The following is a 22,582-nucleotide window of genomic DNA, read 5'->3' on the forward strand; positions in this document are numbered from 1 at the left end:
GCATTACTTTATATATTGTTTTTGTTCCGCATAGCTAAGCCCATTACAACGTTATCCGATACGTGACAAGAGGGATTTATGGAACATCAAAGAGAACTATACCAACAACGTGGTTATAGTGACGACTTATTACCAAAAACGGCAGCACAACGAAACTGGAAAACATTTAACTATTTTACTTTATGGATGGGGTCAGTACATAACGTACCTAATTACGTTATGGTCGGCGGATTCTTCATTCTCGGGCTGTCCACATTCAGTATTATGCTGGCTATTATTATTAGTGCATTGTTTATTGCATTAGTCATGGTTATGAACGGTGCCGCCGGCAGTAAATACGGGGTACCTTTTGCAATGATTCTGCGTGGCTCGTATGGCGTACGTGGCGCACTTTTCCCAGGTTTATTAAGAGGCGGGATTGCTGCAATTATGTGGTTCGGTCTGCAATGTTATGCCGGATCGCTGGCTTTTCTTATTCTGATTGGCAAGATATGGCCTGGTTTTTTAACGTTGGGCGGTGATTTTACATTACTGGGGTTGTCTCTGCCGGGGTTGATCACATTTCTTATTTTTTGGCTGATTAACGTCGGTATCGGTTTTGGCGGCGGTAAAGTATTAAATAAATTCACTGCGATCCTGAACCCTTGCATTTATATCGTTTTTGGCGGAATGGCTATCTGGGCGATATCCCTGGTAGGAATTGGCCCCATTCTGGACTACATTCCGGGTGGTGTGCAAAAAGCGGGCAATAGCGGATTCCTGTTCCTGGTCGTGATTAACGCCGTGGTTGCGGTATGGGCCGCTCCGGCGGTGAGCGCATCTGACTTTACACAAAATGCCCACTCATTCCGTGAACAGGCGTTAGGTCAGACGCTGGGTCTTATTGTCGCATACGTGTTATTTGCGATAGCCAGCGTGTGTATTATTGCCGGGGCCAGTATTCATTATGGAATGGATACCTGGAATGTGCTGGATATCGTACAGCGCTGGGACAGTCTGTTTGCCTCCTTCTTCGCAGTTTTGGTTATTCTGATGACAACAATCTCAACAAACGCTACGGGTAATGTTATCCCGGCTGGTTATCAGATTGCCGCAATTGCGCCAACAAAACTAACATATAAAAATGGTGTATTGATTGCCAGTATTATTAGTCTACTGATTTGTCCATGGAAACTCATGGAAAACCAGAGCAGTATTTATCTGTTTCTGGATATCATTGGCGGTATGCTCGGTCCTGTTATTGGTGTTATGTTAGCGCATTATTTTGTCGTTATGCGTGGCAAGATTAATCTTGATGAATTATATACCGCCAGCGGAGATTACCAATATTATGATAATGGATTTAACCTGACTGCATTCTCCGTAACGTTAGTAGCTGTAATTCTTTCACTGGGTGGGAAGTTTATTCCATTCCTTGAGCCGTTATCGCGAGTGTCGTGGTTTGTTGGGGTTATTGTCGCATTTGTGGCATATGCCTTACTGAAAAAAAGAACGGTTGGACAACCAGCCGGAGTACAAAAAGCGACAGGCCAGTTGTAATGAAATCAGTAAAAGTAAGTTTAAGAGTGCATTATTTATAAAAACTATCTGTATCCATACAAGGAGTTCGTTATGTCTTTTGATTTAATTATTAAGAACGGTACTGTTATTTTAGAAAATGAAGCTCGCATTGTTGATATAGCCGTCCAGGCAGGAAAAATCGCCGCCATTGGCGAGAATCTGGGTCAGGCAAAGCAGGTAATGGATGCGACGGGTCTGGTGGTTTCACCAGGCATGGTCGATGCGCATACCCATATCTCTGAGCCGGGGCGTACACATTGGGAAGGCTATGAGACCGGAACGCGTGCCGCGGCAAAAGGCGGTATCACCACAATGATCGAAATGCCCCTCAACCAACTGCCCGCGACGGTGGATCGTGAAACCATCGAACTGAAATTTGATGCGGCAAAAGGCAAATTGACCATTGACGCCGCACAGCTTGGCGGTTTGGTTTCTTACAACCTTGATCGTCTGCACGAGCTGGATGAGGTTGGTGTCGTCGGTTTTAAATGCTTCGTTGCCACTTGTGGCGACCGCGGAATCGACAATGACTTCCGTGACGTTAACGACTGGCAGTTCTACAAAGGCGCGCAGAAGTTGGCAGAGATGAACCAGACGGTCCTGGTGCATTGCGAAAATGCGCTCATTTGCGACGAGCTTGGCGAGGAAGCTAAACGCGAAGGCCGTGTGACGGCACATGATTATGTGGCTTCACGTCCGGTTTTCACCGAAGTGGAAGCTATTCGCCGCGTGCTGTATCTGGCGAAAGTCGCCGGTTGCCGCCTGCACGTTTGCCATATCAGCAGTCCGGAAGGCGTGGAAGAAGTGACCCGTGCCCGCCAGGAAGGCCAGGATGTGACCTGCGAATCCTGCCCGCATTATTTTGTGCTGGATACCGATCAGTTTGAAGAAATTGGCACCCTGGCAAAATGTTCTCCGCCGATCCGCGATCGGCAGAACCAACAAGGCATGTGGGAAAAACTGTTCAATGGTGAGATTGACTGCCTGGTTTCCGACCACTCGCCATGCCCACCAGAAATGAAGGCTGGCAATATCATGCAGGCGTGGGGCGGCATTGCCGGACTGCAGAGCTGCATGGATGTTATGTTTGATGAGGCCGTGCAAAAACGCGGTATGTCGCTGCCGCTATTCGCTAAATTGATGGCAACCAACGCCGCAGATATTTTCGGCCTGAAGCAGAAAGGACGTATTGCCCCGGGTAAAGATGCTGACTTCGTCTTTATTCAACCGGACAGCAAATACGTTCTTAAAAACGAAGACCTGGAATATCGCCACAAAGTCAGCCCGTATGTTGGCCGGACGATTGGCGCGCGCATTACGAAAACTATTCTTCGCGGGGATGTTATCTATGACATCGAGCAGGGATTCCCGGTAGCGCCAAAAGGTCAATTTATCCTTAAACATCAACAATAATGTGATGTGAATTAATGCCCGTCATGCTGGCGGGCATTCTCTATTTTAAGGTATGAATATGCTTCCTGTTATTAACCGCGAAAGTTTGCTGTCTGGCTTTCAGTGGTTTTTCTTTATTTTTTGCAATACGGTCGTGGTCCCCCCAACGCTGGTTTCTGCTTTTCATCTCCCTGCGAGCAATCTGTTAATGCTCACGCAGTACGCTTTTTTCACGACATCGCTGGCCTGTCTTGCGCAGGTCATTTGTGGCCATCGCCGCGCCATTATGGAAGGGCCGACCGGTTTATGGTGGGGCACCATTCTGACAATTACTCTGGCGGAAGCGTCACGCGGGACGCCGCTCAATGATATCGCCACCAGTCTGACCGTCGGGATTGCCATTTCCGCTGTGCTGACGATGATTATCGGCTTTAGCGGCTTAGGACACCGGTTGGCCCGATTATTTACCCCAACGGTGATGGTCTTTTTTATGCTGCTGTTGGGCGCTCAGCTCACCACTATCTTTTTTAAGGGCATGTTGGGATTGCCTTTTGGTATTGCTGACACCAGTGTCAAAATTCAACTGGCGCCTTTTAGCCTGGCGGTTGGCGTGATGTGCTTCATCCTTGCGATGATCATTTTTTTACCGCAGCGGATCTCCCGTTATGCCCTGCTGGTGGGGGCTGTGGTGGGATGGGGACTTTGGCGACTGTGCTTTCCATCAACGTCTTTGCCGTCTGGTGAATTAAGTTGGCAGTGGTTCCCATTAGGCAGCCATGGCAGGCTGTTACCCGGTATTATCCTGACTGCGGTTATCACTGGTCTGGTGAATATCAGTAACACCTATGGCGCGGTGCGCGGCACGGACGTCTTTTATGCGCATCAAGGTAACAGCAGTTCGCGTTATCGTCGTAGCTTTATCATTTCCGGTTTTATGACGCTGGTGACGGTACCTTTTGCTGTTATTCCATTTTCACCTTTTGTCTCCTCAATCGGGCTGTTAACACAAACTGGCGACAGTTCGCGAAAATCATTTATTTACGGCAGCGTATTATGTTTATTGGTAGCGATAGTGACGCCGCTAACCCGATTATTCTGCGCCATTCCACTGGCAATTAGCAGTGCCGTTATGCTGGTCTCTTATCTGCCGTTGCTCTATTCCGGTCTGGTTTTCAGCCAGCAAATCACCTTTACCGCACGAAATATTTATCGGCTGGCACTCCCGCTGTTTGTGGGTATTTTTTTGATGGGGCTGCCTCCGGTTTATTTACAAGATCTTCCACTGACTATTCGGCCATTACTGAGTAATGGCTTGCTGGTGGGGATTTTACTGGCAGTGCTTATGGAAAACCTCATTCCATGGGAACGCATTAAATAACATGATGAAAAGGATTGATGATGAAAATTGTAATTGCGCCTGATTCGTTTAAAGAGAGCTTAAGCGCCGACCAATGCTGCCAGGCAATTAAAGCTGGATTTTCAGCCATATTCCCGGATGCAGAATATATTTGTTTGCCAATTGCGGATGGCGGAGAGGGGACCGTGGATGCCATGGTGGCAGCGACAGGTGGGAAAGTGGTCTCTCTGGAGGTCTGTGGGCCGATGGGGGAAAAGGTCATGGGATTTTATGGCCTGACCGGTGATGGAAAGACCGCCATTATTGAAATGGCTGCGGCGAGTGGACTGATGTTGGTTGAACCGCAGGCGCGTAATCCACTGCTGGCGTCAAGTTACGGTACTGGTGAGCTGATTCGGCATGCGCTGGATGCTGGTATTCGTCATATTATCCTCGGCATTGGCGGGAGTGCGACAGTTGATGGCGGCATGGGGATGGCTCAGGCGCTAGGCGTGCGGTTTCTTGACGCGCAAGGGGCATCATTGAGGGCGGGAGGCGGTAGCTTGTCTCGCCTCGCAAGCATTGACCTGCAACAGTGCGATCCGCGGCTGACAGCATGTCGGATCGAAGTCGCCTGTGATGTGGACAACCCATTGGTTGGCCCGCGCGGCGCGGCAAGGGTATTCGGTCCGCAGAAGGGGGCGACGCCGGAAATGGTTGAGAAACTGGAAGAAGGGTTACTCAACTACGCGCATGTGCTGCGAGCGCTGACCGGTGAGGATGTCTCTCAGGTTGCGGGCGGTGGGGCGGCGGGCGGAATGGGCATCGCCGCGGCTATCTTTTTGCAGGCCATCATGAAACCAGGGATTGAGATTGTGCTGCAGGCCGTTCAACTGGAGCAGTCCATTAAAGATGCATCGCTGGTCATCACCGGCGAGGGACGTATTGATTCGCAAACGGTCGGAGGGAAAGCGCCAATCGGTGTTGCTTCTGTTGCTATGCAGCATCATGTTCCGGTTATTGGTATAGCCGGGGTGCTGGGGGACGGCGTGGAGGTGGTTCACGATCATGGTATTGATGCCGTATTCAGTATTTTGCCGCGACTCGCGCCGTTAACGGAAGTTCTGGCGAGCGGTGAAACCAACCTTTATCACTGCGCGCGTAATATTGCTTGCGCGATGAAGCTTGGTCAGGCGATGAATCTGCGTTAAGCATAAAAAAAGCCACGGTGTTAACCGTGGCAAAACCCAACATAGCTAAATAAAAAATTATCAGGCGGGCTGTTCGCCGTTAAATCTCAACATCCCGGTTGCAATCTTTGGAGTAGATGTAGCTGAACGCTTCACCACGCCCCACACCGTAACCCGCCTGCAGGGAGTACGCGCCCATAAAGATGTAGTCGCCTTTTTTCACCGGGATCCACTGATTATCGAGGTTATAAACGCCCTGGCCTGAGAGAATATAAGCCCCATGTTCCTGTACATGCGTTTCGATATAACCATGGCTGGCGCCGGGTTCGAATGACAGAATATGCATATTCATATCGAAGCCTAATTCTTTAGGCAGGAAATCCAGCAGGATCACGTCATCCATGCCTTCATAATGAATACGTTCTAACTGGTTGGCATTACCGGAGACCAGCCACGGTGAATGGCCTGCCACCGGCGTATAACGGCGTTTGTATAAAAACAGTTGGCTGTCTTCTGCCTGGGCATTATTAAAGGTGAGCAGTTCACCTGGCGGGCAATACAGATATCCGCCCTGAGTCAAAGCAAATGTTTTACCTTCCGCTTTCGCCTCAATTTTGCCGGAAATAACATACACGAACGTTTCAATACCTTCACCGCCAAAACCACTGTGGTGGCCGCCGTTCTGGTGTAGGGTCACCAGATAGTCAACAAATGACGCGCCCAGTTTTGGCGTTGAGAGGATGGTGACGTCACAGTTTTCAAAACCCGGAATGATGTTTTTAACCAGTCCGTCCGGGGTTAGCAGGGCAAAGTTACCGTGTTTTACAATTGCGCGATTAGCCAGTAAATCATCGCGATAACCCGTGACGTTATTCAGATATCCCATGGGTGACTCCTTATTTCTGCCAGGCAAGTTGATGAAGCATTAATGCCAGAGTTTTGACCCCTTCGGCAAGGTCGTTAATGTTTGTGCGTTCAGCGGGGTTGTGGCTGATACCGTTAATGCTGGGAATGAAAATCATGCACGTCGGTACGCGAGGCGCGAAAATTTGCGCATCATGACCCGCGCCACTGTGCATTACACGGTAGTTCAGCTGTTCTTTTTCACACAGTTCGGTAAGGGTAGATACCAGTTTACTGTCCATCGGGACCGGCGTTTCATCCATCCACAAATCGATATCAATGCCGATATCCATTTCATCGCAGATGGCGCGCATGTCGTTTTCCAGTTGTTGAGTAAAATCACGCAATACGTCGGCATCGGTATGACGGCAATCGATCGTGAAGGTCGTTTTTCCTGGCACCACGTTAACGGTGTTCGGCTGCGGCTCGACCTTACCAAAGGTCAGTACCAGAGGATCGCCATGCTTTTTGGCTTTCTCGATAGACTGGCTGCAGATGCGACTGAAAGCGTAAACGGTATCGCGACGGTAGCTCAGCGGCGTTGTCCCCGCATGGTTGGATTCGCCGTTCAGCGTTACCGTGTAGCGACGTTGTCCGACAATCGCGCTGACGACGCCTATCGACTGGCCATTGCTTTCAAGCACGCAACCTTGTTCGATGTGTAATTCAACGAAGGCTTTGATGTCATTACGGGCATGAAGCGGCTCTGCGGGGAGAGTAAAACCGCAGGCGTTCATTGCGTCAACAAAACGGGTGCCTTTCGCGTCCTGAATGTTACGGACGTCATCGGGATTGGCCAGCCCAAAAATGTTTTTGCTGCCCCAGAATACATACGGGAAACGGCTGCCTTCCTCTTCCGCCATGGAAACCACTTCTACCGTTTTCAGCGGTGCGCCGTAGGTGCTCTTGAGCCAGTCAACCGCGAGCCACGCCGCTAACGCGCCAAACTGACCGTCAAGATTGCCGCCGTTGACGACGGTATCAATATGCGAGCCGCTTAAAATGACCTGTTCAGGCGATTCGCTCCCGAGCAGACGACCGTATAAGTTGCCCACTTCATCAAAGCGCGTTTCCAGGCCGCTGGCGTCCATGCGCTTTTTGAATTGCTGTTGTGTTTCAAGCCATTCTGGCGAATATAGCAAACGCGTCATCCCACCGGTCGGATCTGCGCCGAAGGAAGAGAGCCAGGGAAGGGTTTCTTCTATTGCATGACGAAAATGGTCGATCATATGAAATTCCTGTTTCAATAATTATTGTGCAAAGGGATTCTTTGTTTCGTATGACTTGAGATAGAGGGCATCGGAAATCAGGTATTGATAAATATCATCAACAATGTCGATACCATGGACCGCAGCATTGCGTTGATTAATATCTTGATCCTGTCCGGGGTAATAAACCTGTTTAAAGCCGGGTGCAGGAGTAACGTTATTTAACTCTTGCATAGTCTGGCTGAGGTGCTGTCGGAATAATTGGCTGGAGGAGAAAAAGTCGGGATTAATAACCAAATGCAGTTGGCCTAAATTCCGACCGGCATGTAAATCTTCATACATTGAACTGACCTGACGGCCAAACGGTAATCCTAATAAAATGCCGGATAACACATCGATCATCATCATCAGGCCATAGCCTTTTGGCCCAGCCGCAGGTAGCAACGCATTGACAGCAAATGGATCGGAAGTCGGCGCGCCGTTTTTATCAACGGCCCAGGTATTCGGAATCGGCTCGTTGCGGGAGCGGGCATCCAGAACTTTTCCCCATGCTTGCACTGTCGTCGCCATATCAAACGTCATGATATCGTCGCCTTCTCCTGGCGCAGCGAAGGCTAACGGATTGGTACCGTAGTAAATATCTGCGCCGCCGAACGGTACCACCATCGGGTCGGACTGGCACACGGAGAGGCCGATCAGACCAGCGCGAGCGGCTTGCTGCACAAAGTAAGAAATGGCCCCGCTGTGCCCCATTCGGCTAATGCCAACGACGGCGACACCATTTTTTTTGGCAATTTCAATTGCATGCTCCATACCCATCTTTGCAGCGACTTGCCCGGCGGCATTATCGGCATGCAAAATCGCTGTACAGGGACCGGTATCTTCAAAACGAAATGTGGGTTCGCGGTTGGTGCCGCCTTTTGAAATGCGCTCAGCATAGTATTCAACGCGTACGGCGCCATGAGAGTGTATGCCTCTGGCATCGGCGTAAACCAACACCTCGGCAACCGTTGCGGCGTGCTCACGTTTTAGTCCGGCCTTGCAAAGCTTATTCTCGATAAGCTGGTGGAGTGTTTCCCGACTGATTTTCATCTGTCTTCCTTTTTAACGACGGTGTGAAGCATGACTGCCGTTAACATACCGGGAATTAAAATTGATTATGTGATCCAGACACACAAAAAAATATAGTTAGAATTTATTTGATAATCAGTATGGATTTGCCCTTTCTTTTTAAATAAATAATGCCGTTAAAAAATAATGTTTAATCCTCTGGTGGTTGTTAAATTTATTTTGTTAATAATTCCAGTGTGATGTCAGTCACTCTATTTGTGATTCCAGATATATACCGTGAGCTACACATTAACACTACTCGTGCAATTGCCATGGGTGCAATTATTAAGGGGTTGTTATGATCCACGCCTTTATTAAAAAAGGGTGTTTTCAGGACTCTGTCAGTTTAATGATTATTTCACGCAAGCTGAGTGAGTCCGAAAATGTAGACGATGTATCGGTCATGATGGGAACGCCAGCAAATAAATCATTGTTGGAAACGACCGGGTTTTGGCATGACGATTTTAATAATGCGACGCCAAATGATATTTGCGTGGCGATTCGCACCGAAACGGCTGATGAAAGTATTACGCAGGCCATTCTGCAACAACTGGATGAATCGTTGCAACAGCTGGCGCAGGCCACCGGCGGTAGCCAAACGCTCCTGCAGGTCAGACGCTGGGAAAGCGCGTGCCAGAAACTGCCTGAGGCGAATATGACGCTCATTTCCGTCGCCGGTGAATACGCGGCGGAGCTGGCGAACCAGGCGTTGGATCGCAACCTGAACGTCATGATGTTCTCCGATAACGTGACCCTGGAAGATGAAATCACCCTGAAGCGCCGTGCGCAGGATAAAGGTCTGCTGGTGATGGGACCGGACTGCGGAACCGCCATGATTGCGGGCACGCCGCTGGCTTTTGCCAACGTGATGCCGGAAGGCAATATCGGTGTGCTGGGCGCCTCCGGCACAGGGATTCAGGAGCTCTGTTCACAGATAGCGCTGGCCGGGGAAGGTATCACTCACGCCATCGGTCTGGGCGGACGGGACCTGAGCGCCGAGGTAGGGGGGATTAGCGCGCTTACCGCGCTGGAGATGCTTGGCGCAGACGACAAAAGCCAGGTGTTGGCTTTTGTGTCGAAACCACCGGCGGAGGCTGTTCGCCAGCATATCGTGACGGCGATGAAGGCCACCGGCAAACCCGTGGTTGCCCTATTTTTAGGTTACACCTCCGCGGTCGCCCGTGACGAAAACGTCTGGTTTGCCGCGACGCTGGACGATGCGGCCCGTCTGGCCTGTTTACTGGCGAGAGTCGCGGCGCGACGCAGCTCGCTTTCCACCACAGGAGACGGTGTGATTCGAGGGTTATACACCGGAGGTACGCTGGCTGCCGAAGCCGCTGGGCTGCTAGCCGCACACCTGAATGTCACTGCGGATGAACAACATCACCATGGCATGATGCTGGATGCCGCCGGGCACCAGATTATCGATCTGGGAGATGATTTTTACACCGTCGGGCGGCCGCATCCGATGATTGACCCTGCCTTACGTAATCAACTGATTACGGATCTGGGGACGCAGCCGCAGGTACGCGTACTGTTAGTTGATGTCGTGATTGGTTACGGCGCGACGGCCGATCCGGCCGCATCGTTGGTTCAGGCCTGGCAGAAGGCGTGCGCTGCCCGAGACAGCGAGCAACCGCTGTATGCGATTGCGACAGTGACAGGTACAGAACGCGATCCGCAGTGCCGTTCATTGCAGATTGCCACACTGGAAGATGCCGGAATTGCCGTAGTGAGTTCACTGCCTGAGGCAACGCTGCTTGCCGCCGAACTGATTCGTCCATCTCAACCGTTATCTGACAAATCCGCACCTTCGCTACTGGAAAACGTGGCGGTCATCAATGCCGGGTTACGCAGTTTTGCACTGGATTTACAGGCGGCAGAAATGCCTGTGGTGCATTACCAGTGGGCGCCTGTCGCTGGCGGTAATAAGAAACTGGCTCGTTTATTAGAACGTTTGCAATAAGGGGTTCCAATGTTTACATCAGTGGCGCAAGCCAATGCCGCAGTAATCGAACAAATTCGTCGTGCGCGTCCGCACTGGCTGGATGTGCAACCAGCCTCCTCATTAATTCGCGAGCTCAATGAAGGGAAAACGTTGCTGCATGCGGGACCGCCAATGCGTTGGCAAGAGATGACCGGTCCGATGAAAGGGGCCTGCATTGGTGCATGTCTGTTTGAAGGATGGGCTAATGATGAAATGAGCGCGCTGGCTTTACTGGAGCAGGGCAAAGTCCGGTTCGAACCTTGCCACCATGTTAATGCTGTGGGGCCAATGGGGGGAATCACCTCTGCCAGCATGCCGATGCTGGTGGTGGAAAATATCACCGACGGTAACCGGGCTTACTGCAATCTCAACGAAGGGATTGGCAAAGTGATGCGCTTCGGCGCGTATGGCGAAGATGTCCAGCAGCGTCTACGTTGGATGCGCGATGTCCTGATGCCTGTTTTAAGCGCGGCGCTGGCCAATCTGGAACAGGGTATTGATCTGACCGCCATGATGGCGCAGGGCATTACGATGGGCGATGAGTTCCATCAGCGCAACATTGCCTCTTCAGCTCTGCTGATGCGAACACTGGCACCGCAAATTGCCCGTCTGGAACATGATAAGCAGCAGATTGCTGAGGTGATGGATTTCCTCAGCGTGACCGACCAGTTCTTCTTGAACCTGGCGATGGCTTACTGCAAAGCGGCAATGGATGCCGGAGCAATGGTGCGTTCCGGCAGTATTGTGACCGCAATGACTCGTAATGGCGACATGTTCGGTATCCGGGTGAGCGGACTTGGCGATCGCTGGTTTACTGCGCCGGTTAACACACCGCAGGGGCTGTTCTTTACCGGCTTCTCGCAGGAACAAGCTAACCCGGATATGGGCGATAGCGCCATCACCGAAACCTTTGGGATTGGCGGCGCCGCGATGATCGCTGCCCCTGGCGTAACGCGTTTTGTCGGTGCCGGAGGGATGGAGGCCGCGAAGTCCGTTTCCGAGGAGATGGCTGAAATCTATCTGGAACGCAATATGCAGTTGCAGATCCCTGGCTGGGATTTCCAGGGGGCTTGCCTTGGTCTTGATATCCGTCGCGTCGTGGAAACAGGTATTACGCCGCTAATCAACACGGGGATTGCCCATAAAGAAGCCGGTATTGGTCAGATCGGCGCGGGTACCGTTCGTGCGCCGTTGGCCTGCTTTGAGCTGGCTCTGGAAGCGCTGGCTGAAAGTATGGGCATTAGCTAAGAGAGCCGCGCATGATGATCATCCGTCCTCTGATGGGCAGTCAGCAGTCTCCGGATTTTCGCCAGTCATGGCAGCTATCCGGGATCTGGCGGCGCTCGATTAACCTTGTGGCCGAAGGAGGCGCACTGTTAACGCTGCACCGCCAGGGCAGTGGTTTTAGCCCGGGAGGATGGGTGATCCGTGCGCCTGATTTTGATGCGCTGCGTATGGCGTTAAGCGGTAGTGAAACCCCTCAGGCTGTCCCCGAGGGGATTGTGTTGGGACCGTTTCTGGTGTGCCAACCGCAGCGTTATTGTTCGTTGAAAATAACGTCCCGCCCACATGCCCCACGCCTCGCATCCGCCTGGATGGCGCGCGGCGAGGAAACGGGATTATTCGGGCCGTTAATGCTGGCTGCCAATTTGCCTTTGTGCCCCGAATTACGCCAGTTCCGCCATTGCTTTTTCTCGGCGCTGGCTGGCTTGTCGACAGACTGGCGGCAGTGGTTAGGCAAGGGGCCAGGTTTAACGCCCAGCCATGATGATACGCTGACCGGAATGCTGCTGGCCGCCTGGTATTTCGGCGCGTTGAATAAGGATTCCGGCCATCGTTTCTTTGAATATTCCGGCAATCTTGAACTGGCGACGACCGTGGTTAGCGTGAGCTACTTACGCTACGCGGCATTAGGTTACTTCGCTTCACCTTTGCTCCACTTCACTCATGCTTTGGGCCGACACCAAAGGATGGACGCGGCGATAAATTCGCTGCTGGCGCTCGGGCATACCTCCGGCGCAGACACCCTGCTGGGGTTCTGGCTTGGGCAACAAATCATAGAAGGATAGGGAATGAAAACGCTGGTTGTTGCTCTTGGTGGCAACGCATTATTGCAGCGCGGCGAGGCGCTGACGGCAGAAAATCAATATCGTAATATTGCCAGCGCCGTACCTGCACTGGCGCGTCTGGCACGCTCGTACCGCCTGGCCATTGTACATGGCAATGGGCCGCAGGTTGGTCTGTTGTCGCTACAGAATCTAGCCTGGAAGGAGGTTGAACCTTACCCGCTGGATGTGCTGGTGGCAGAGACTCAGGGCATGATTGGTTATATGTTGGCGCAAAGTCTGGCCGCTGAACCGGCAATGCCGCCGGTGACCACAGTGTTAACACGGATTGTGGTGTCTGAAGACGATCCCGCGTTTATGGCGCCGGAAAAATTTATCGGCCCGGTGTATTCGCCCGAAGAACAAACGCAACTGGAAGCCACCTACGGCTGGCATATGAAACGTGACGGGAAATACCTGCGTCGTGTTGTCGCCTCGCCTGAGCCTCGCCAGATCGTAGAAAGTGACGCCATTAAGCTCTTGCTTAAAGAAGGGCATGTGGTGATTTGTAGCGGTGGCGGCGGCGTGCCTGTTACTGGGGAGGGGTTAGGGTCTGAAGCGGTCATTGATAAGGATCTGGCGGCTGCATTGCTGGCTGAACAGATCGATGCCGACGGTCTGGTTATCCTCACGGATGCTGATGCGGTCTATGAGAACTGGGGCACACCAGAGCAACGTGCGATTCGCCAAGCCTCTCCTGATGAACTGGCACCGTTTGCTAAAGCCGATGGTTCGATGGGGCCAAAGGTGACCGCCGTAAGCGGATACGTGAAGCGACGTGGAAAACCCGCGTGGATTGGTGCGCTGTCTCGCATTGAAGACACGTTGGCGGGGAAAGCCGGAACCTGCATTAGTCTGTAAAAGTAATGGGAGGCGTGCGCAGGCACACCTCCCGTATCGGTTTATTTCAGTTTTGACTGTGCCCAGATGATGCCGCTGGCATATTCCGGCGGCAGCAGGGGAATGAGCGCTTCCAGCGTGGCGCTAAGGCGTGCGGTATCGCTGTCGCTCAGGTTCAGGTGCCCCACCTTACGCCCGTCGCGTACCTCTTTGTCATACCAGTGCAGATGCACCAGCGGCAGCTTCAGCCAGTCGTAGTTCAGGTCGCTGCCGATCAGATTTACCATCACCGAAGGATTGTTCACCACCGGCGTCGGCAGCGGCAGGCCGGTAATGGCGCGCAGGTGCAGTTCAAACTGGCTGATGCTGGCGCCGTTTTGCGTCCAGTGCCCGCTGTTGTGTACCCGCGGAGCCAGTTCATTAATCAGCAAACCTTCCGGGGTGATGAAACACTCCATCGCCATCACACCGACATAGCCCAGTTCCTGCATGATGGCAGAGAGCATCGCTTCGGCCTGCGCCTGTTGTTTGGCGTTAGCCTGCGGAAATACCACGCTGGTACGCAGAATGCCGTCCTGATGCAGGTTATGGGTCAGCGGATAGAAGACGGTGCTGCCGTCGTGTGCACGCGCGCCAACCAGCGAGACTTCACCGGAGAAGTTGATGCCTCGCTCGACAATGCACTCGCCGTAGCAGTCGTCTGGCAGTTGTGCGGTTTCATTTGCGCGTAAACGCCACTGTCCACGACCGTCGTAGCCGCCGACGCGACGCTTCACAATCGCCAACTCGCCGAGTTTATCGAACACCGCGGACCATTCGCTTTTATCCGCCAGCAGTTGCCATGGCGCAGTCGCCAGGTTGAGTTTGTCAAAAAGCTGTTTTTGCGTCAGACGGTCAGCAATAATCGGGAAGACGTCGCGGTTAACAAACGCCGGATGACGCGCCAGTTCGCGGGTGAGCGCCGTTTCCGGCCAGCGCTCAATCTCTGCGGTGATCACGCTTTGCTGAAAAGGAACGGCAGCGGGTTCGGCATCCAGCCCAACGGGCCAGACCGCAATACCCAGCGGCTCACCGGCCTGACGCAACATGCGCCCTAGCTGACCATTGCCGAGTACGCAGACCTGCTTCATGCGACACCTCGCGGGTCCGGGTTGTCCAGCACCTCGTCGGTTTGCGCTTTACGCCACTCAGCCAGACGCTGATGCAATTCTTTGTCGTGTGTTGCCAGAATTTGCGCGGCCAGCAGGGCCGCATTGGCCGCGCCCGCTTTGCCGATCGCCAGCGTGCCCACCGGAATACCGCGAGGCATCTGTACGATGGAGTAGAGACTGTCTACGCCGCTCAACGCTGCGCTTTGTACCGGAACGCCTAAAACAGGCACCAGCGTTTTCGCCGCAATCATACCAGGCAAATGTGCAGCACCACCGGCACCGGCAATAATCACCTGATAACCGTTCTCTTCAGCGCCTTCGGCGAAACTGAACAGTTTGTCTGGGGTTCGGTGGGCGGAGACGACCTCAACATGGTGTGGAACGTCCAGCATTTCGAAGATTTCGGCGGCGAACTGCATGGTAGCCCAGTCGCTTTTGGACCCCATCACGATGGCGACACGCGCCGGATTATTGCGGGAAGACATGCGTCTGAAAACTCCTGTGGTGCACTACACTCGACTTTTGAGGGCACAGAGAATAGCATAATTCATCGTCAAGGAAAACGATTGCGCGCTTTACACTTCACTCTTCAAGCTGCCTCTTTGTTGGCTGCATCAGCTCACCCCAGTCACTTACTTTTGTAAGCTCCAGGGGATTCACAGATTTGCCGCCTCGATGCAACTCGAATAGTTTTGTGTAAAGAGGAACTGGGTATCTGCAGAATTAAAACGGAAATGCGATCAGTTCAACGTCGTCTGGTGTGACTTTGATCATCGAACCTTCACTGTGCCATGCGCCTAATACCACGCGGAAAGCGGGTTGGTCATTGGCCGTAAGTTCGTGGACTGCCGGACGGTGCGTATGACCGTGAATTAACCACTGGACCTGATGCTTTTCCAGCTCGCTAATAACGGCCTGCTGATTCACATCCATGATCTCCAGCGACTTACTGCTGTTTGCTGCTTTGCTGTTGGCGCGCATTTTCGCGGCAATACGTTGGCGAATGAACAATGGCAGAGCGAGGAATAGTTTCTGTAGCCAGGGTTGATGCACTTTGGCGCGAAACGCCTGATAGCCAGCGTCATCGGTGCATAACGTGTCGCCATGCATGATCAGCACCTTGCGACCATACAGGTCGAGCACTTTTTCTTCAGGCAGTAAGGTCATGCCGCTCTCACGGGCAAAACGTTTGCCGATCAGAAAATCACGGTTGCCGTGAATAAAAAAGCAGGGAACGCCGGAATCAGCCAGTGATTTTATCGCTGCGGCCATTTGATGATGCAGCGGATTAGGGTCGTCGTCGCCAATCCAGGCTTCGAACAGATCGCCGAGAATGTACAGCGCATCGGCCTGTCGCGCATCACCGGCCAAAAAACGCAGAAAACCGGCGGTGATCGCCGGTTCTTCTGTGCAGAGGTGAAGATCTGCAATAAACAGTGTCGCCACGCTTACTCGCTGACGGTCACGTTTTCGATGATGACGTCTTCTTTAGGCACATCCTGATGCATACCGCTGCGACCAGTGGAAACGCCTTTGATTTTATCAACCACGTCCATGCCTTCAACAACTTCAGCAAACACGCAGTAACCCCAACCCTGCATGCTTTCGCCAGAGAAGTTCAGGAAGTCATTGTCAGCAACGTTGATGAAGAACTGTGCGGTTGCGGAGTGCGGAGCCTGAGTACGCGCCATTGCCAGCGTACCACGGGTGTTTTTCAGACCGTTGTTCGCTTCGTTTTTGATCGCTTCTTTCGTGGCTTTTTGCTTCATGCCTGGCTCGAAACCACCGCCCTGGATCATGAAACCGTTAATAACACGGTGGAAAATGGTGTTGTTATAAAAACCTTCGCGGCAGTAGTCCAGGAAGTTTTTAACTGTTTCAGGCGCTTTATCATCAAACGTTTTGATTACGATATCGCCGTGATTAGTGTGGAAAGTAACCATTTTTGCATCCTGTTCCGATAGATTGGTGCTTCGACCCTGTCAAGGGTCAGAGTTAGGGGTGTGTTATAGCATAACCGCAAGCTGCGATCACCTCGCAAAGTGTGCTGCTTCCGGTCTAAATTATGGGTATTATACAGACTTTACTATCCACACACGTCTACACGGAATCTTCGATGTTAAAAATCTTTAATACACTGACGCGCCAAAAAGAGGAATTCAAACCTATTCATGCCGGGGAAGTCGGCATGTACGTGTGTGGTATTACCGTTTACGATCTCTGTCATATTGGCCACGGACGTACTTTCGTTTCTTTCGACGTCGTTGCGCGTTATCTGCGCTTCCTCGGCTATAAGCTGAAGTATGTGCGCAACATTACCGATATTGACGACAAAATCATCAAGCGCGCAAATGAAAACGGCGAGAGCTTTGTCGCGCTGGTCGATCGTATGATTGCGGAAATGCATAGCGATTTCGATGCGCTGAATATTCTGCGCCCGGACCTGGAACCTCGCGCTACGCACCATATCGCCGAGATTATTGAGATCACCGAACAGCTGATCGCCAAAGGTCACGCTTATGTTGCCGATAACGGCGACGTTATGTTCGACGTCCCGACTGACCCGAACTACGGTCAGCTGTCACGCCAGGATCTGGATCAGCTGCAGGCAGGCGCTCGCGTTGACGTGGTTGACGTGAAGCGCAACCCGATGGACTTCGTATTATGGAAAATGTCCAAAGAGGGTGAACCGAGCTGGCCGTCTCCATGGGGCGCTGGTCGTCCGGGCTGGCACATCGAGTGTTCGGCGATGAACTGCAAACAGTTGGGCAACCATTTCGATATTCACGGTGGTGGCTCCGACCTGATGTTCCCGCACCATGAAAATGAAATCGCCCAGTCCACCTGTGCGCACGATGGCGAATACGTGAACTACTGGATGCACTCCGGGATGGTGATGGTTGACCGCGAGAAAATGTCCAAATCGCTGGGCAACTTCTTTACCGTGCGCGACGTGCTGAAATACTACGACGCCGAAACCATTCGCTACTTCCTGATGTCGGGTCATTACCGCAGCCAGTTGAACTACAGTGAAGAGAACCTGAAACAGGCGCGTTCCGCGCTGGAACGTCTGTACACCGCGCTGCGCGGTACCGACAAATCCGTTGCTCCTGCGGGTGGCGAGGCCTTTGAAGCGCGTTTCATTGAAGCGATGGACGATGACTTCAACACGCCGGAAGCTTACTCCGTGCTGTTTGATATGGCGCGTGAAGTTAACCGCCTGAAGGGGGAAGATATGGCGGCGGCTAACGGTATGGCTGCGCATCTGCGCAAGCTCTCCAGAGTGCTGGGCTTGCTGGAACAGGATCCGGAAGCGTTTCTGCAAAGCGGCGCGCAGGCGGATGACGGTGAAGTGGCTGAAATTGAAGCGTTAATCCAGCAGCGTCTGGACGCGCGTAAAGCCAAAGACTGGGCGGCAGCCGACGCCGCGCGTGACCGTCTCAACGAGATGGGCATCGTGCTGGAAGATGGTCCGCAGGGCACCACCTGGCGTCGTAAGTAACTCTGTAATGCCCGGTGGCGCCTACGCTTACCGGGCCTACAAAAGAGCGAGTGTAGGCCGGATAAGACGCAGCGCGTCGCATCCGGCAGATTAATATTTTCGATACCACCACAGCACACCCATCATCATCATTCCCGGTAGCCACACCCATAATAATTCCGAAATAATCACCTGATGCCCGTAAGGGGTCGCGTAGCGTGACAGCGCGAACGGCGCGACTTTAATCACCTGCCACGGCGCGAAAAAGCGTTCATCCGACCACGGCCATAGCCAGCCGACGCCTTTGCCACCGGTGGTGACTGAATCCAGCACACTGTGCGACAGCAGTGAAACCGTCAGGAATAGCCAGCAGCGAATCAATCCTGCTTTAAACCATTGTCGGCCAATCAATACGCAAAGTAGCGGCACGACAAAGGCGAACAGCAGTGAGTGCGTAAATCCACGGTGGCCAAACACGTTGCCGTAGGCGACGCCAAGCTTAAACGACAGTACGTCGGCATCCGGCAGCATCGCCAGAATGACGCCAGTAAACAGTAATCGCGGGGGGATGACTTTAAGTCCTAGACCTAATCCTAAACAGAGTGGAACGGCCGCGTGAGTAACGATGGTTGGCATGATGTTCGCTTCGAGTGGAAAAACAACATGCTAACTGTTCACTGTGAAGTGGGGATGAAGTTATTATCTGAAAATGAGACGGGGAAGTGGCCGGACAGGGCGTTAACCTCATCCGGCACTCGGGTCACGCCACGACGTTAATGCTGTGGCCTTCAAAGCTGACGGTCTGTCCGGCAACGATTTTACAGCGTTTACGCGTTTCAACAGCGCCATCGACCTTCACTAAGCCTTCGCCAATAGCAATCTTGGCCTGGGCGCCGCTTTCGCTCCAACCTTCCAGCTTCAGCAAATCGCAGAGTTCAACGTGAGGGTGTTTACCCAGTGAAAATGTGGCCATCTTAAACGTCCTTTACATCATGGTATTCAACACACGCCTGTAGCGTGTTTTCGATAAGTGTGGCGACAGTCATTGGGCCTACGCCGCCCGGAACCGGCGTGATATATGACGCACGAGCGGCTGCATCTTCAAAGACCACATCGCCAACAACCTTACCATTCTCCAGACGGTTGATGCCGACATCAATCACAATCGCACCTTCTTTAATCCACTCGCCGGGAATAAAGCCAGGTTTGCCGACAGCAACAATCAGCAGGTCCGCATGTTCTACGTGGCGACGCAGATCTTTGGTGAATCGGTGGGTGACCGTGGTGGTGCAGCCAGCCAGCAGCAACTCCATGCTCATCGGGCGACCGACAATATTTGAGGCGCCAATCACTACGGCGTTCAGACCATAGGTATCGATGTTGTAACGCTCAAGCAGGGTGACAATCCCGCGCGGGGTACATGGACGCAGACGCGGCGCGCGTTGACACAGACGGCCAACGTTATACGGGTGGAAACCGTCTACGTCTTTATCCGGTGCTATACGCTCCAGCACTTTAACGTTGTCGATACCTGCCGGTAATGGCAGTTGTACCAGGATACCGTCGATGGTGGTATCTGCATTGAGCGTATCGATCAGCTCAAGAAGCTCCGCCTCGCTGGTGGTTTCAGGCAGGTCATAAGAGCGGGAGACAAACCCCACTTCGTCACAGGCTTTGCGTTTACTCGCGACATAAATCTGCGAAGCCGGGTTGCTACCTACTAGCACAACAGCCAGGCCTGGGGCGCGTAATCCAGCCGCTAAACGCGCCTGAACTTTTTGAGCAACCTCAGAGCGCACCTGCTGCGCAATCGTTTTACCGTCAATAATCTTTGCTGCCATCAGAGAGAGGATTCCGTCTGTTACGTTAAATCGAAGGGGATGTCACTATTTTGTCAGAAGCAGAACGTGCTGTCAGTTTTCGTTTGCGCTTTTACGTGCGATCGCGGGGAGCCAGTTAGCGCGCAGGGTCAGTTCAGACGCTGTAGACCTGCGCATAACTCATGATCATGCTAATTAAATTTAACGTCAATGAAACAACTCATCACCCTGGTGTTTTCAAGGTTAATGCACCATAAACCAGTCTGTTACGTATGATTATGGTGTCTTTTACCTCATTTTTACCCAGACTTTTCCTAGATCCCAATAAGAATTAGCCAGGAGCATTAAAAGGATTTGCAGGTATTTTTCATTAATTGAAATGTTTAATTTAACGCTGTGACGAATAGTCATATTCGCGAAGATTAATTAGTGAATCAAATACTCAGGAGAGTAGGGGTAAAAGGTTAACTAATTCTCTTGCGATATATATCTTTACAGGATGCAGAGATAATTAGACTGACATTTAATGTCGATAATGATTCAAACGGATCCCGCAGGACGCCGGAGCCGGATGTGTGTAATTCAAGGGAAATCCATGAAACGTAAATTAATGACCTCTTCTGTTATTGCCAGCCTGATGTTAGTTGCGGGCGCAGCGGTTGCGGCCGATCCGGTAAGCGTTAGCGGTGGTACTGTTCATTTTGAAGGTGAACTGGTCAATGCAGCCTGTGCAGTCAGCACTCAGTCATCCGATCAGGTTGTTACCTTAGGCCAATATCGTACCGCCAGTTTTGCTGCAGTAGGCGATACGACGGCACAAATTCCGTTCACTATCGTACTGAACGACTGTGACCCGAAAGTGGCTGCGACCGCCGCGGTTGCTTTCTCCGGTCAGACCGACATCACTAACAATAACCTGCTGGCCGTTTCCTCCTCGGATAACAGCACTACCGCAGGCGGTGTAGGGATTGAAATTCTGGACAATACGTCCACCGCGCTGAAGCCTGATGGGGCAACCTTCTCTACCGCTCAGGCGCTGGTAGAAGGGACTAACACCCTGCGTTTCTCTGCCCGTTATAAAGCGACCGCGACCAGCGCTACGCCGGGTCAGGCGAATGCCGACGCGACGTTTATCATGAAGTACGAATAAGCCGTTTAGATTCGCGCAAGGATGATGTTCGCCTCATTGGATGAGGCAATATCCGGGGATGAAAAAGGATGCGGCAGATGATAGGGAAAGGCGTGGCGCTGGCGGGAATGCTGTGCGTAATGCCTGCGCTTGCTCATACGGTAATACTGGAAAGCGGACGCCTCCACTTACGAGGGCAGCTCGTTAACGGCGCCTGTACGGTCGCCACCGACAGCCAGAATTTGCGGGTGCAAATGGGGCAATATCGTACCAATGCTTTCTCCGGAACGGGAAGCTTTGCCTCCACCAGCGTACCGTTTTCACTGCGATTAACGTCGTGCAGTTCTGATGTTTATGACCACGTCGGGATTGCGTTTGCCGGTGTGACGCCAGCGGAAGATCCGCAGGTTTTTCTGGCCAGCGGCGATGCGTCTGCATCTTCGGGAGTTGGTCTGGCGTTATTTGACGAGCGACAACGGCAAATTATTCCGAATGCGCTACCGCTTCATTACGCGCCGATTATCACCCAAGAGATGACGTTCCATTTCACCGCTCGCTATCGGGCCGTCTCGGAAAATATCACACCGGGAATACTTCGTTCAGACGTGTGGTTTACGTTGGTTTATCCCTGATTTATTTCCCAACGATAATCGCATCAAAGGTATTTGTAGCTATGTTTAATAATCTAAAATCAGGTTTTATCCTTTTATTGGCCTTATTTTCTGCTGCCAGTGTGCAGGCTGCCGGAGGCATTGCATTAGGCGCTACCCGTGTTATTTATCCAGCCGAGGCCAAGCAAACTTCTCTGTCTATTAGCAATAGCGATACCAAAGAACGTTACCTGGTAAATTCATGGATCGAGAATAGCGCAGGGGTTAAAGAAAAATCATTTGTCGTGACGCCTCCGCTGTTTGTCAGTGAGGCCAAAAGCGAAAACACGTTGCGTATCATCTACGCAGGCGCACCGCTGCCAAAGGACCGTGAATCGCTGTTCTGGATGAACGTGAAAGCCATTCCGTCAGTCAATAAGAACAGCCTTGAGGGTAAAAACGTTCTGCAACTGGCGATTTTGTCGCGCATTAAACTTTTTGTCCGCCCAAATAATCTGCCGCAAATCCCGGAAGATGCCCCCGGAATGCTGCAGTTTTCCCGTTCCGGCAACCACCTGAAAATCAACAATCCGTCTGCGTACTACGTCACGTTGGTCAACCTCAATGTGGGGAAAACGAAAATCGATAACGTCATGGTTGCGCCGAAAAGCGATACGCAGGTCCTGCTGCCAACGGGCGCACAGGGCAACGTTACGTTCCAGACGGTCAATGATTATGGCGCGGTGACCACCGCCAAAACGGTTAGCGTGCGTTGAGATA

General features: G+C 52.2%; 22 protein-coding genes. 12 read left to right on the top strand and 10 right to left on the bottom strand.

Going from position 1 to position 22,582, the window contains the following annotated elements; genetic code table 11:
• Window positions 1-78 precede the first annotated feature (78 nt).
• From ACVXHP_RS17840 to glxK, 4 genes are all read left to right on the top strand, one after another.
• Entirely contained in the window at window positions 79-1,539 is a 1,461-nt protein-coding gene (locus ACVXHP_RS17840) for an allantoin transporter (RefSeq protein WP_447571944.1), read from the top strand.
• A gap of 72 nt (window positions 1,540-1,611) precedes the next feature.
• Window positions 1,612-2,973 carry an allantoinase AllB gene (gene allB / locus ACVXHP_RS17845; RefSeq protein WP_447571945.1) on the top strand — a complete coding sequence of 454 codons (1,362 nt, stop codon included), beginning with the start codon at window positions 1,612-1,614 and terminating at the stop codon, window positions 2,971-2,973.
• Between the two features lie 58 nt (window positions 2,974-3,031).
• The gene (locus tag ACVXHP_RS17850; protein WP_447571946.1) at window positions 3,032-4,330 is read left to right on the top strand and encodes a uracil/xanthine transporter; all 1,299 of its coding nucleotides are present in this window, start codon (window positions 3,032-3,034) and stop codon (window positions 4,328-4,330) included.
• A gap of 20 nt (window positions 4,331-4,350) precedes the next feature.
• Window positions 4,351-5,499, top strand: a complete 1,149-nt coding sequence (gene glxK, locus ACVXHP_RS17855; RefSeq protein WP_447571992.1) for a glycerate 3-kinase — start codon at window positions 4,351-4,353, stop codon at window positions 5,497-5,499.
• A gap of 79 nt (window positions 5,500-5,578) precedes the next feature.
• Here glxK and allE read toward each other — a convergent pair whose 3' ends face one another.
• The 3 genes from allE to allD are packed head-to-tail and all read right to left on the bottom strand — an operon-like array spanning window position 5,579 to window position 8,681.
• A complete protein-coding gene (allE, locus tag ACVXHP_RS17860; protein WP_200007594.1) occupies window positions 5,579-6,364 on the bottom strand; it encodes a (S)-ureidoglycine aminohydrolase in 786 nt (261 codons plus the stop codon).
• A gap of 10 nt (window positions 6,365-6,374) precedes the next feature.
• Complete coding sequence (gene allC, locus ACVXHP_RS17865; RefSeq protein ID WP_200007592.1) at window positions 6,375-7,610, bottom strand: allantoate deiminase; 1,236 nt, start codon at window positions 7,608-7,610, stop codon at window positions 6,375-6,377.
• A 21-nt stretch (window positions 7,611-7,631) separates the two neighbouring features.
• Window positions 7,632-8,681, bottom strand: coding sequence for an ureidoglycolate dehydrogenase (allD, locus tag ACVXHP_RS17870; RefSeq protein WP_200007590.1), 1,050 nt, complete (start codon window positions 8,679-8,681; stop codon window positions 7,632-7,634).
• 316 nt (window positions 8,682-8,997) lie between these two features.
• Between allD and ACVXHP_RS17875 the strand changes: the two genes are divergently transcribed.
• The 4 genes from ACVXHP_RS17875 to ACVXHP_RS17890 are packed head-to-tail and all read left to right on the top strand — an operon-like array spanning window position 8,998 to window position 13,652.
• Window positions 8,998-10,665, top strand: coding sequence for an acyl-CoA synthetase FdrA (locus ACVXHP_RS17875; RefSeq protein ID WP_200007588.1), 1,668 nt, complete (start codon window positions 8,998-9,000; stop codon window positions 10,663-10,665).
• A gap of 9 nt (window positions 10,666-10,674) precedes the next feature.
• Window positions 10,675-11,934 carry a DUF1116 domain-containing protein gene (locus ACVXHP_RS17880; protein WP_447571947.1) on the top strand — a complete coding sequence of 420 codons (1,260 nt, stop codon included), beginning with the start codon at window positions 10,675-10,677 and terminating at the stop codon, window positions 11,932-11,934.
• Window positions 11,935-11,945: 11 nt separating this feature from the next.
• Window positions 11,946-12,755, top strand: a complete 810-nt coding sequence (locus ACVXHP_RS17885) for a DUF2877 domain-containing protein (RefSeq protein WP_447571948.1) — start codon at window positions 11,946-11,948, stop codon at window positions 12,753-12,755.
• A 3-nt stretch (window positions 12,756-12,758) separates the two neighbouring features.
• On the top strand, window positions 12,759-13,652 hold the full coding sequence (locus ACVXHP_RS17890; protein ID WP_200007579.1) for a carbamate kinase: 894 nt from the start codon (window positions 12,759-12,761) through the stop codon (window positions 13,650-13,652).
• 41 nt (window positions 13,653-13,693) lie between these two features.
• On the opposite strand, the gene purK is transcribed toward ACVXHP_RS17890, so the two are convergent.
• The 4 genes from purK to ppiB all read right to left on the bottom strand — a co-directional run bounded on the left by purK (window position 13,694) and on the right by ppiB (window position 16,725).
• Entirely contained in the window at window positions 13,694-14,761 is a 1,068-nt protein-coding gene (gene purK, locus ACVXHP_RS17895) for a 5-(carboxyamino)imidazole ribonucleotide synthase (RefSeq protein WP_304696829.1), read from the bottom strand.
• Complete coding sequence (gene purE / locus ACVXHP_RS17900) at window positions 14,758-15,267, bottom strand: 5-(carboxyamino)imidazole ribonucleotide mutase (protein ID WP_079225137.1); 510 nt, start codon at window positions 15,265-15,267, stop codon at window positions 14,758-14,760. Before purE ends, purK begins: the two co-directional genes overlap by 4 nt.
• Window positions 15,268-15,505: 238 nt before the next feature.
• Window positions 15,506-16,228, bottom strand: coding sequence for a UDP-2,3-diacylglucosamine diphosphatase (lpxH, locus tag ACVXHP_RS17905; RefSeq protein WP_447571949.1), 723 nt, complete (start codon window positions 16,226-16,228; stop codon window positions 15,506-15,508).
• Window positions 16,229-16,230: 2 nt separating this feature from the next.
• Window positions 16,231-16,725 (bottom strand): peptidylprolyl isomerase B, encoded by a 495-nt coding sequence (gene ppiB / locus ACVXHP_RS17910; protein ID WP_003021875.1) that lies wholly within the window; start codon window positions 16,723-16,725, stop codon window positions 16,231-16,233.
• A gap of 173 nt (window positions 16,726-16,898) precedes the next feature.
• Here ppiB and cysS point away from each other — a divergent pair, with 173 nt between their 5' ends.
• Complete coding sequence (gene cysS, locus ACVXHP_RS17915) at window positions 16,899-18,284, top strand: cysteine--tRNA ligase (RefSeq protein ID WP_447571950.1); 1,386 nt, start codon at window positions 16,899-16,901, stop codon at window positions 18,282-18,284.
• Window positions 18,285-18,374: 90 nt separating this feature from the next.
• Here cysS and ACVXHP_RS17920 read toward each other — a convergent pair whose 3' ends face one another.
• The 3 genes from ACVXHP_RS17920 to folD form a co-directional block, all read right to left on the bottom strand.
• On the bottom strand, window positions 18,375-18,899 hold the full coding sequence (locus tag ACVXHP_RS17920) for a metal-dependent hydrolase (protein WP_447571951.1): 525 nt from the start codon (window positions 18,897-18,899) through the stop codon (window positions 18,375-18,377).
• A 124-nt stretch (window positions 18,900-19,023) separates the two neighbouring features.
• On the bottom strand, window positions 19,024-19,236 hold the full coding sequence (gene ybcJ / locus ACVXHP_RS17925) for a ribosome-associated protein YbcJ (RefSeq protein WP_016152124.1): 213 nt from the start codon (window positions 19,234-19,236) through the stop codon (window positions 19,024-19,026).
• Between the two features lies 1 nt (window position 19,237).
• Window positions 19,238-20,104: a bifunctional methylenetetrahydrofolate dehydrogenase/methenyltetrahydrofolate cyclohydrolase FolD gene (folD, locus tag ACVXHP_RS17930; protein ID WP_003021887.1), complete on the bottom strand. Its 867-nt coding sequence runs from the start codon at window positions 20,102-20,104 to the stop codon at window positions 19,238-19,240.
• Window positions 20,105-20,678: 574 nt separating this feature from the next.
• Between folD and fimA the strand changes: the two genes are divergently transcribed.
• The 3 genes from fimA (at window position 20,679) to fimC (ending at window position 22,578) form a co-directional block, all read left to right on the top strand.
• The gene (fimA, locus tag ACVXHP_RS17935) at window positions 20,679-21,233 is read left to right on the top strand and encodes a type 1 fimbrial major subunit FimA (RefSeq protein ID WP_316129005.1); all 555 of its coding nucleotides are present in this window, start codon (window positions 20,679-20,681) and stop codon (window positions 21,231-21,233) included.
• Window positions 21,234-21,310: 77 nt separating this feature from the next.
• The gene (fimI, locus tag ACVXHP_RS17940) at window positions 21,311-21,844 is read left to right on the top strand and encodes a type 1 fimbrial protein subunit FimI (protein ID WP_087857085.1); all 534 of its coding nucleotides are present in this window, start codon (window positions 21,311-21,313) and stop codon (window positions 21,842-21,844) included.
• 41 nt (window positions 21,845-21,885) lie between these two features.
• Window positions 21,886-22,578 (top strand): type 1 fimbria chaperone FimC, encoded by a 693-nt coding sequence (gene fimC / locus ACVXHP_RS17945; protein ID WP_304696833.1) that lies wholly within the window; start codon window positions 21,886-21,888, stop codon window positions 22,576-22,578.
• Window positions 22,579-22,582: the final 4 nt, after the last annotated feature.

The sequence above is a fragment of the Citrobacter freundii complex sp. 2025EL-00176 genome (assembly GCF_053309355.1).

What these genes read in the sequence shown, in the direction of transcription:
- ACVXHP_RS17840 (WP_447571944.1), top strand. Translation starts at nt 79, where the DNA reads ATGGAACATCAAAGAGAACTATACCAACAACGTGGTTATAGTGACGAC.
- allB (WP_447571945.1), top strand. Translation starts at nt 1,612, where the DNA reads ATGTCTTTTGATTTAATTATTAAGAACGGTACTGTTATTTTAGAAAAT.
- ACVXHP_RS17850 (WP_447571946.1), top strand. Translation starts at nt 3,032, where the DNA reads ATGCTTCCTGTTATTAACCGCGAAAGTTTGCTGTCTGGCTTTCAGTGG.
- glxK (WP_447571992.1), top strand. Translation starts at nt 4,351, where the DNA reads ATGAAAATTGTAATTGCGCCTGATTCGTTTAAAGAGAGCTTAAGCGCC.
- allE (WP_200007594.1), bottom strand. Translation starts at nt 6,364, where the DNA reads ATGGGATATCTGAATAACGTCACGGGTTATCGCGATGATTTACTGGCT.
- allC (WP_200007592.1), bottom strand. Translation starts at nt 7,610, where the DNA reads ATGATCGACCATTTTCGTCATGCAATAGAAGAAACCCTTCCCTGGCTC.
- allD (WP_200007590.1), bottom strand. Translation starts at nt 8,681, where the DNA reads ATGAAAATCAGTCGGGAAACACTCCACCAGCTTATCGAGAATAAGCTT.
- ACVXHP_RS17875 (WP_200007588.1), top strand. Translation starts at nt 8,998, where the DNA reads ATGATCCACGCCTTTATTAAAAAAGGGTGTTTTCAGGACTCTGTCAGT.
- ACVXHP_RS17880 (WP_447571947.1), top strand. Translation starts at nt 10,675, where the DNA reads ATGTTTACATCAGTGGCGCAAGCCAATGCCGCAGTAATCGAACAAATT.
- ACVXHP_RS17885 (WP_447571948.1), top strand. Translation starts at nt 11,946, where the DNA reads ATGATGATCATCCGTCCTCTGATGGGCAGTCAGCAGTCTCCGGATTTT.
- ACVXHP_RS17890 (WP_200007579.1), top strand. Translation starts at nt 12,759, where the DNA reads ATGAAAACGCTGGTTGTTGCTCTTGGTGGCAACGCATTATTGCAGCGC.
- purK (WP_304696829.1), bottom strand. Translation starts at nt 14,761, where the DNA reads ATGAAGCAGGTCTGCGTACTCGGCAATGGTCAGCTAGGGCGCATGTTG.
- purE (WP_079225137.1), bottom strand. Translation starts at nt 15,267, where the DNA reads ATGTCTTCCCGCAATAATCCGGCGCGTGTCGCCATCGTGATGGGGTCC.
- ppiB (WP_003021875.1), bottom strand. Translation starts at nt 16,725, where the DNA reads ATGGTTACTTTCCACACTAATCACGGCGATATCGTAATCAAAACGTTT.
- cysS (WP_447571950.1), top strand. Translation starts at nt 16,899, where the DNA reads ATGTTAAAAATCTTTAATACACTGACGCGCCAAAAAGAGGAATTCAAA.
- ACVXHP_RS17920 (WP_447571951.1), bottom strand. Translation starts at nt 18,899, where the DNA reads ATGCCAACCATCGTTACTCACGCGGCCGTTCCACTCTGTTTAGGATTA.
- ybcJ (WP_016152124.1), bottom strand. Translation starts at nt 19,236, where the DNA reads ATGGCCACATTTTCACTGGGTAAACACCCTCACGTTGAACTCTGCGAT.
- folD (WP_003021887.1), bottom strand. Translation starts at nt 20,104, where the DNA reads ATGGCAGCAAAGATTATTGACGGTAAAACGATTGCGCAGCAGGTGCGC.
- fimA (WP_316129005.1), top strand. Translation starts at nt 20,679, where the DNA reads ATGAAACGTAAATTAATGACCTCTTCTGTTATTGCCAGCCTGATGTTA.
- fimI (WP_087857085.1), top strand. Translation starts at nt 21,311, where the DNA reads ATGATAGGGAAAGGCGTGGCGCTGGCGGGAATGCTGTGCGTAATGCCT.
- fimC (WP_304696833.1), top strand. Translation starts at nt 21,886, where the DNA reads ATGTTTAATAATCTAAAATCAGGTTTTATCCTTTTATTGGCCTTATTT.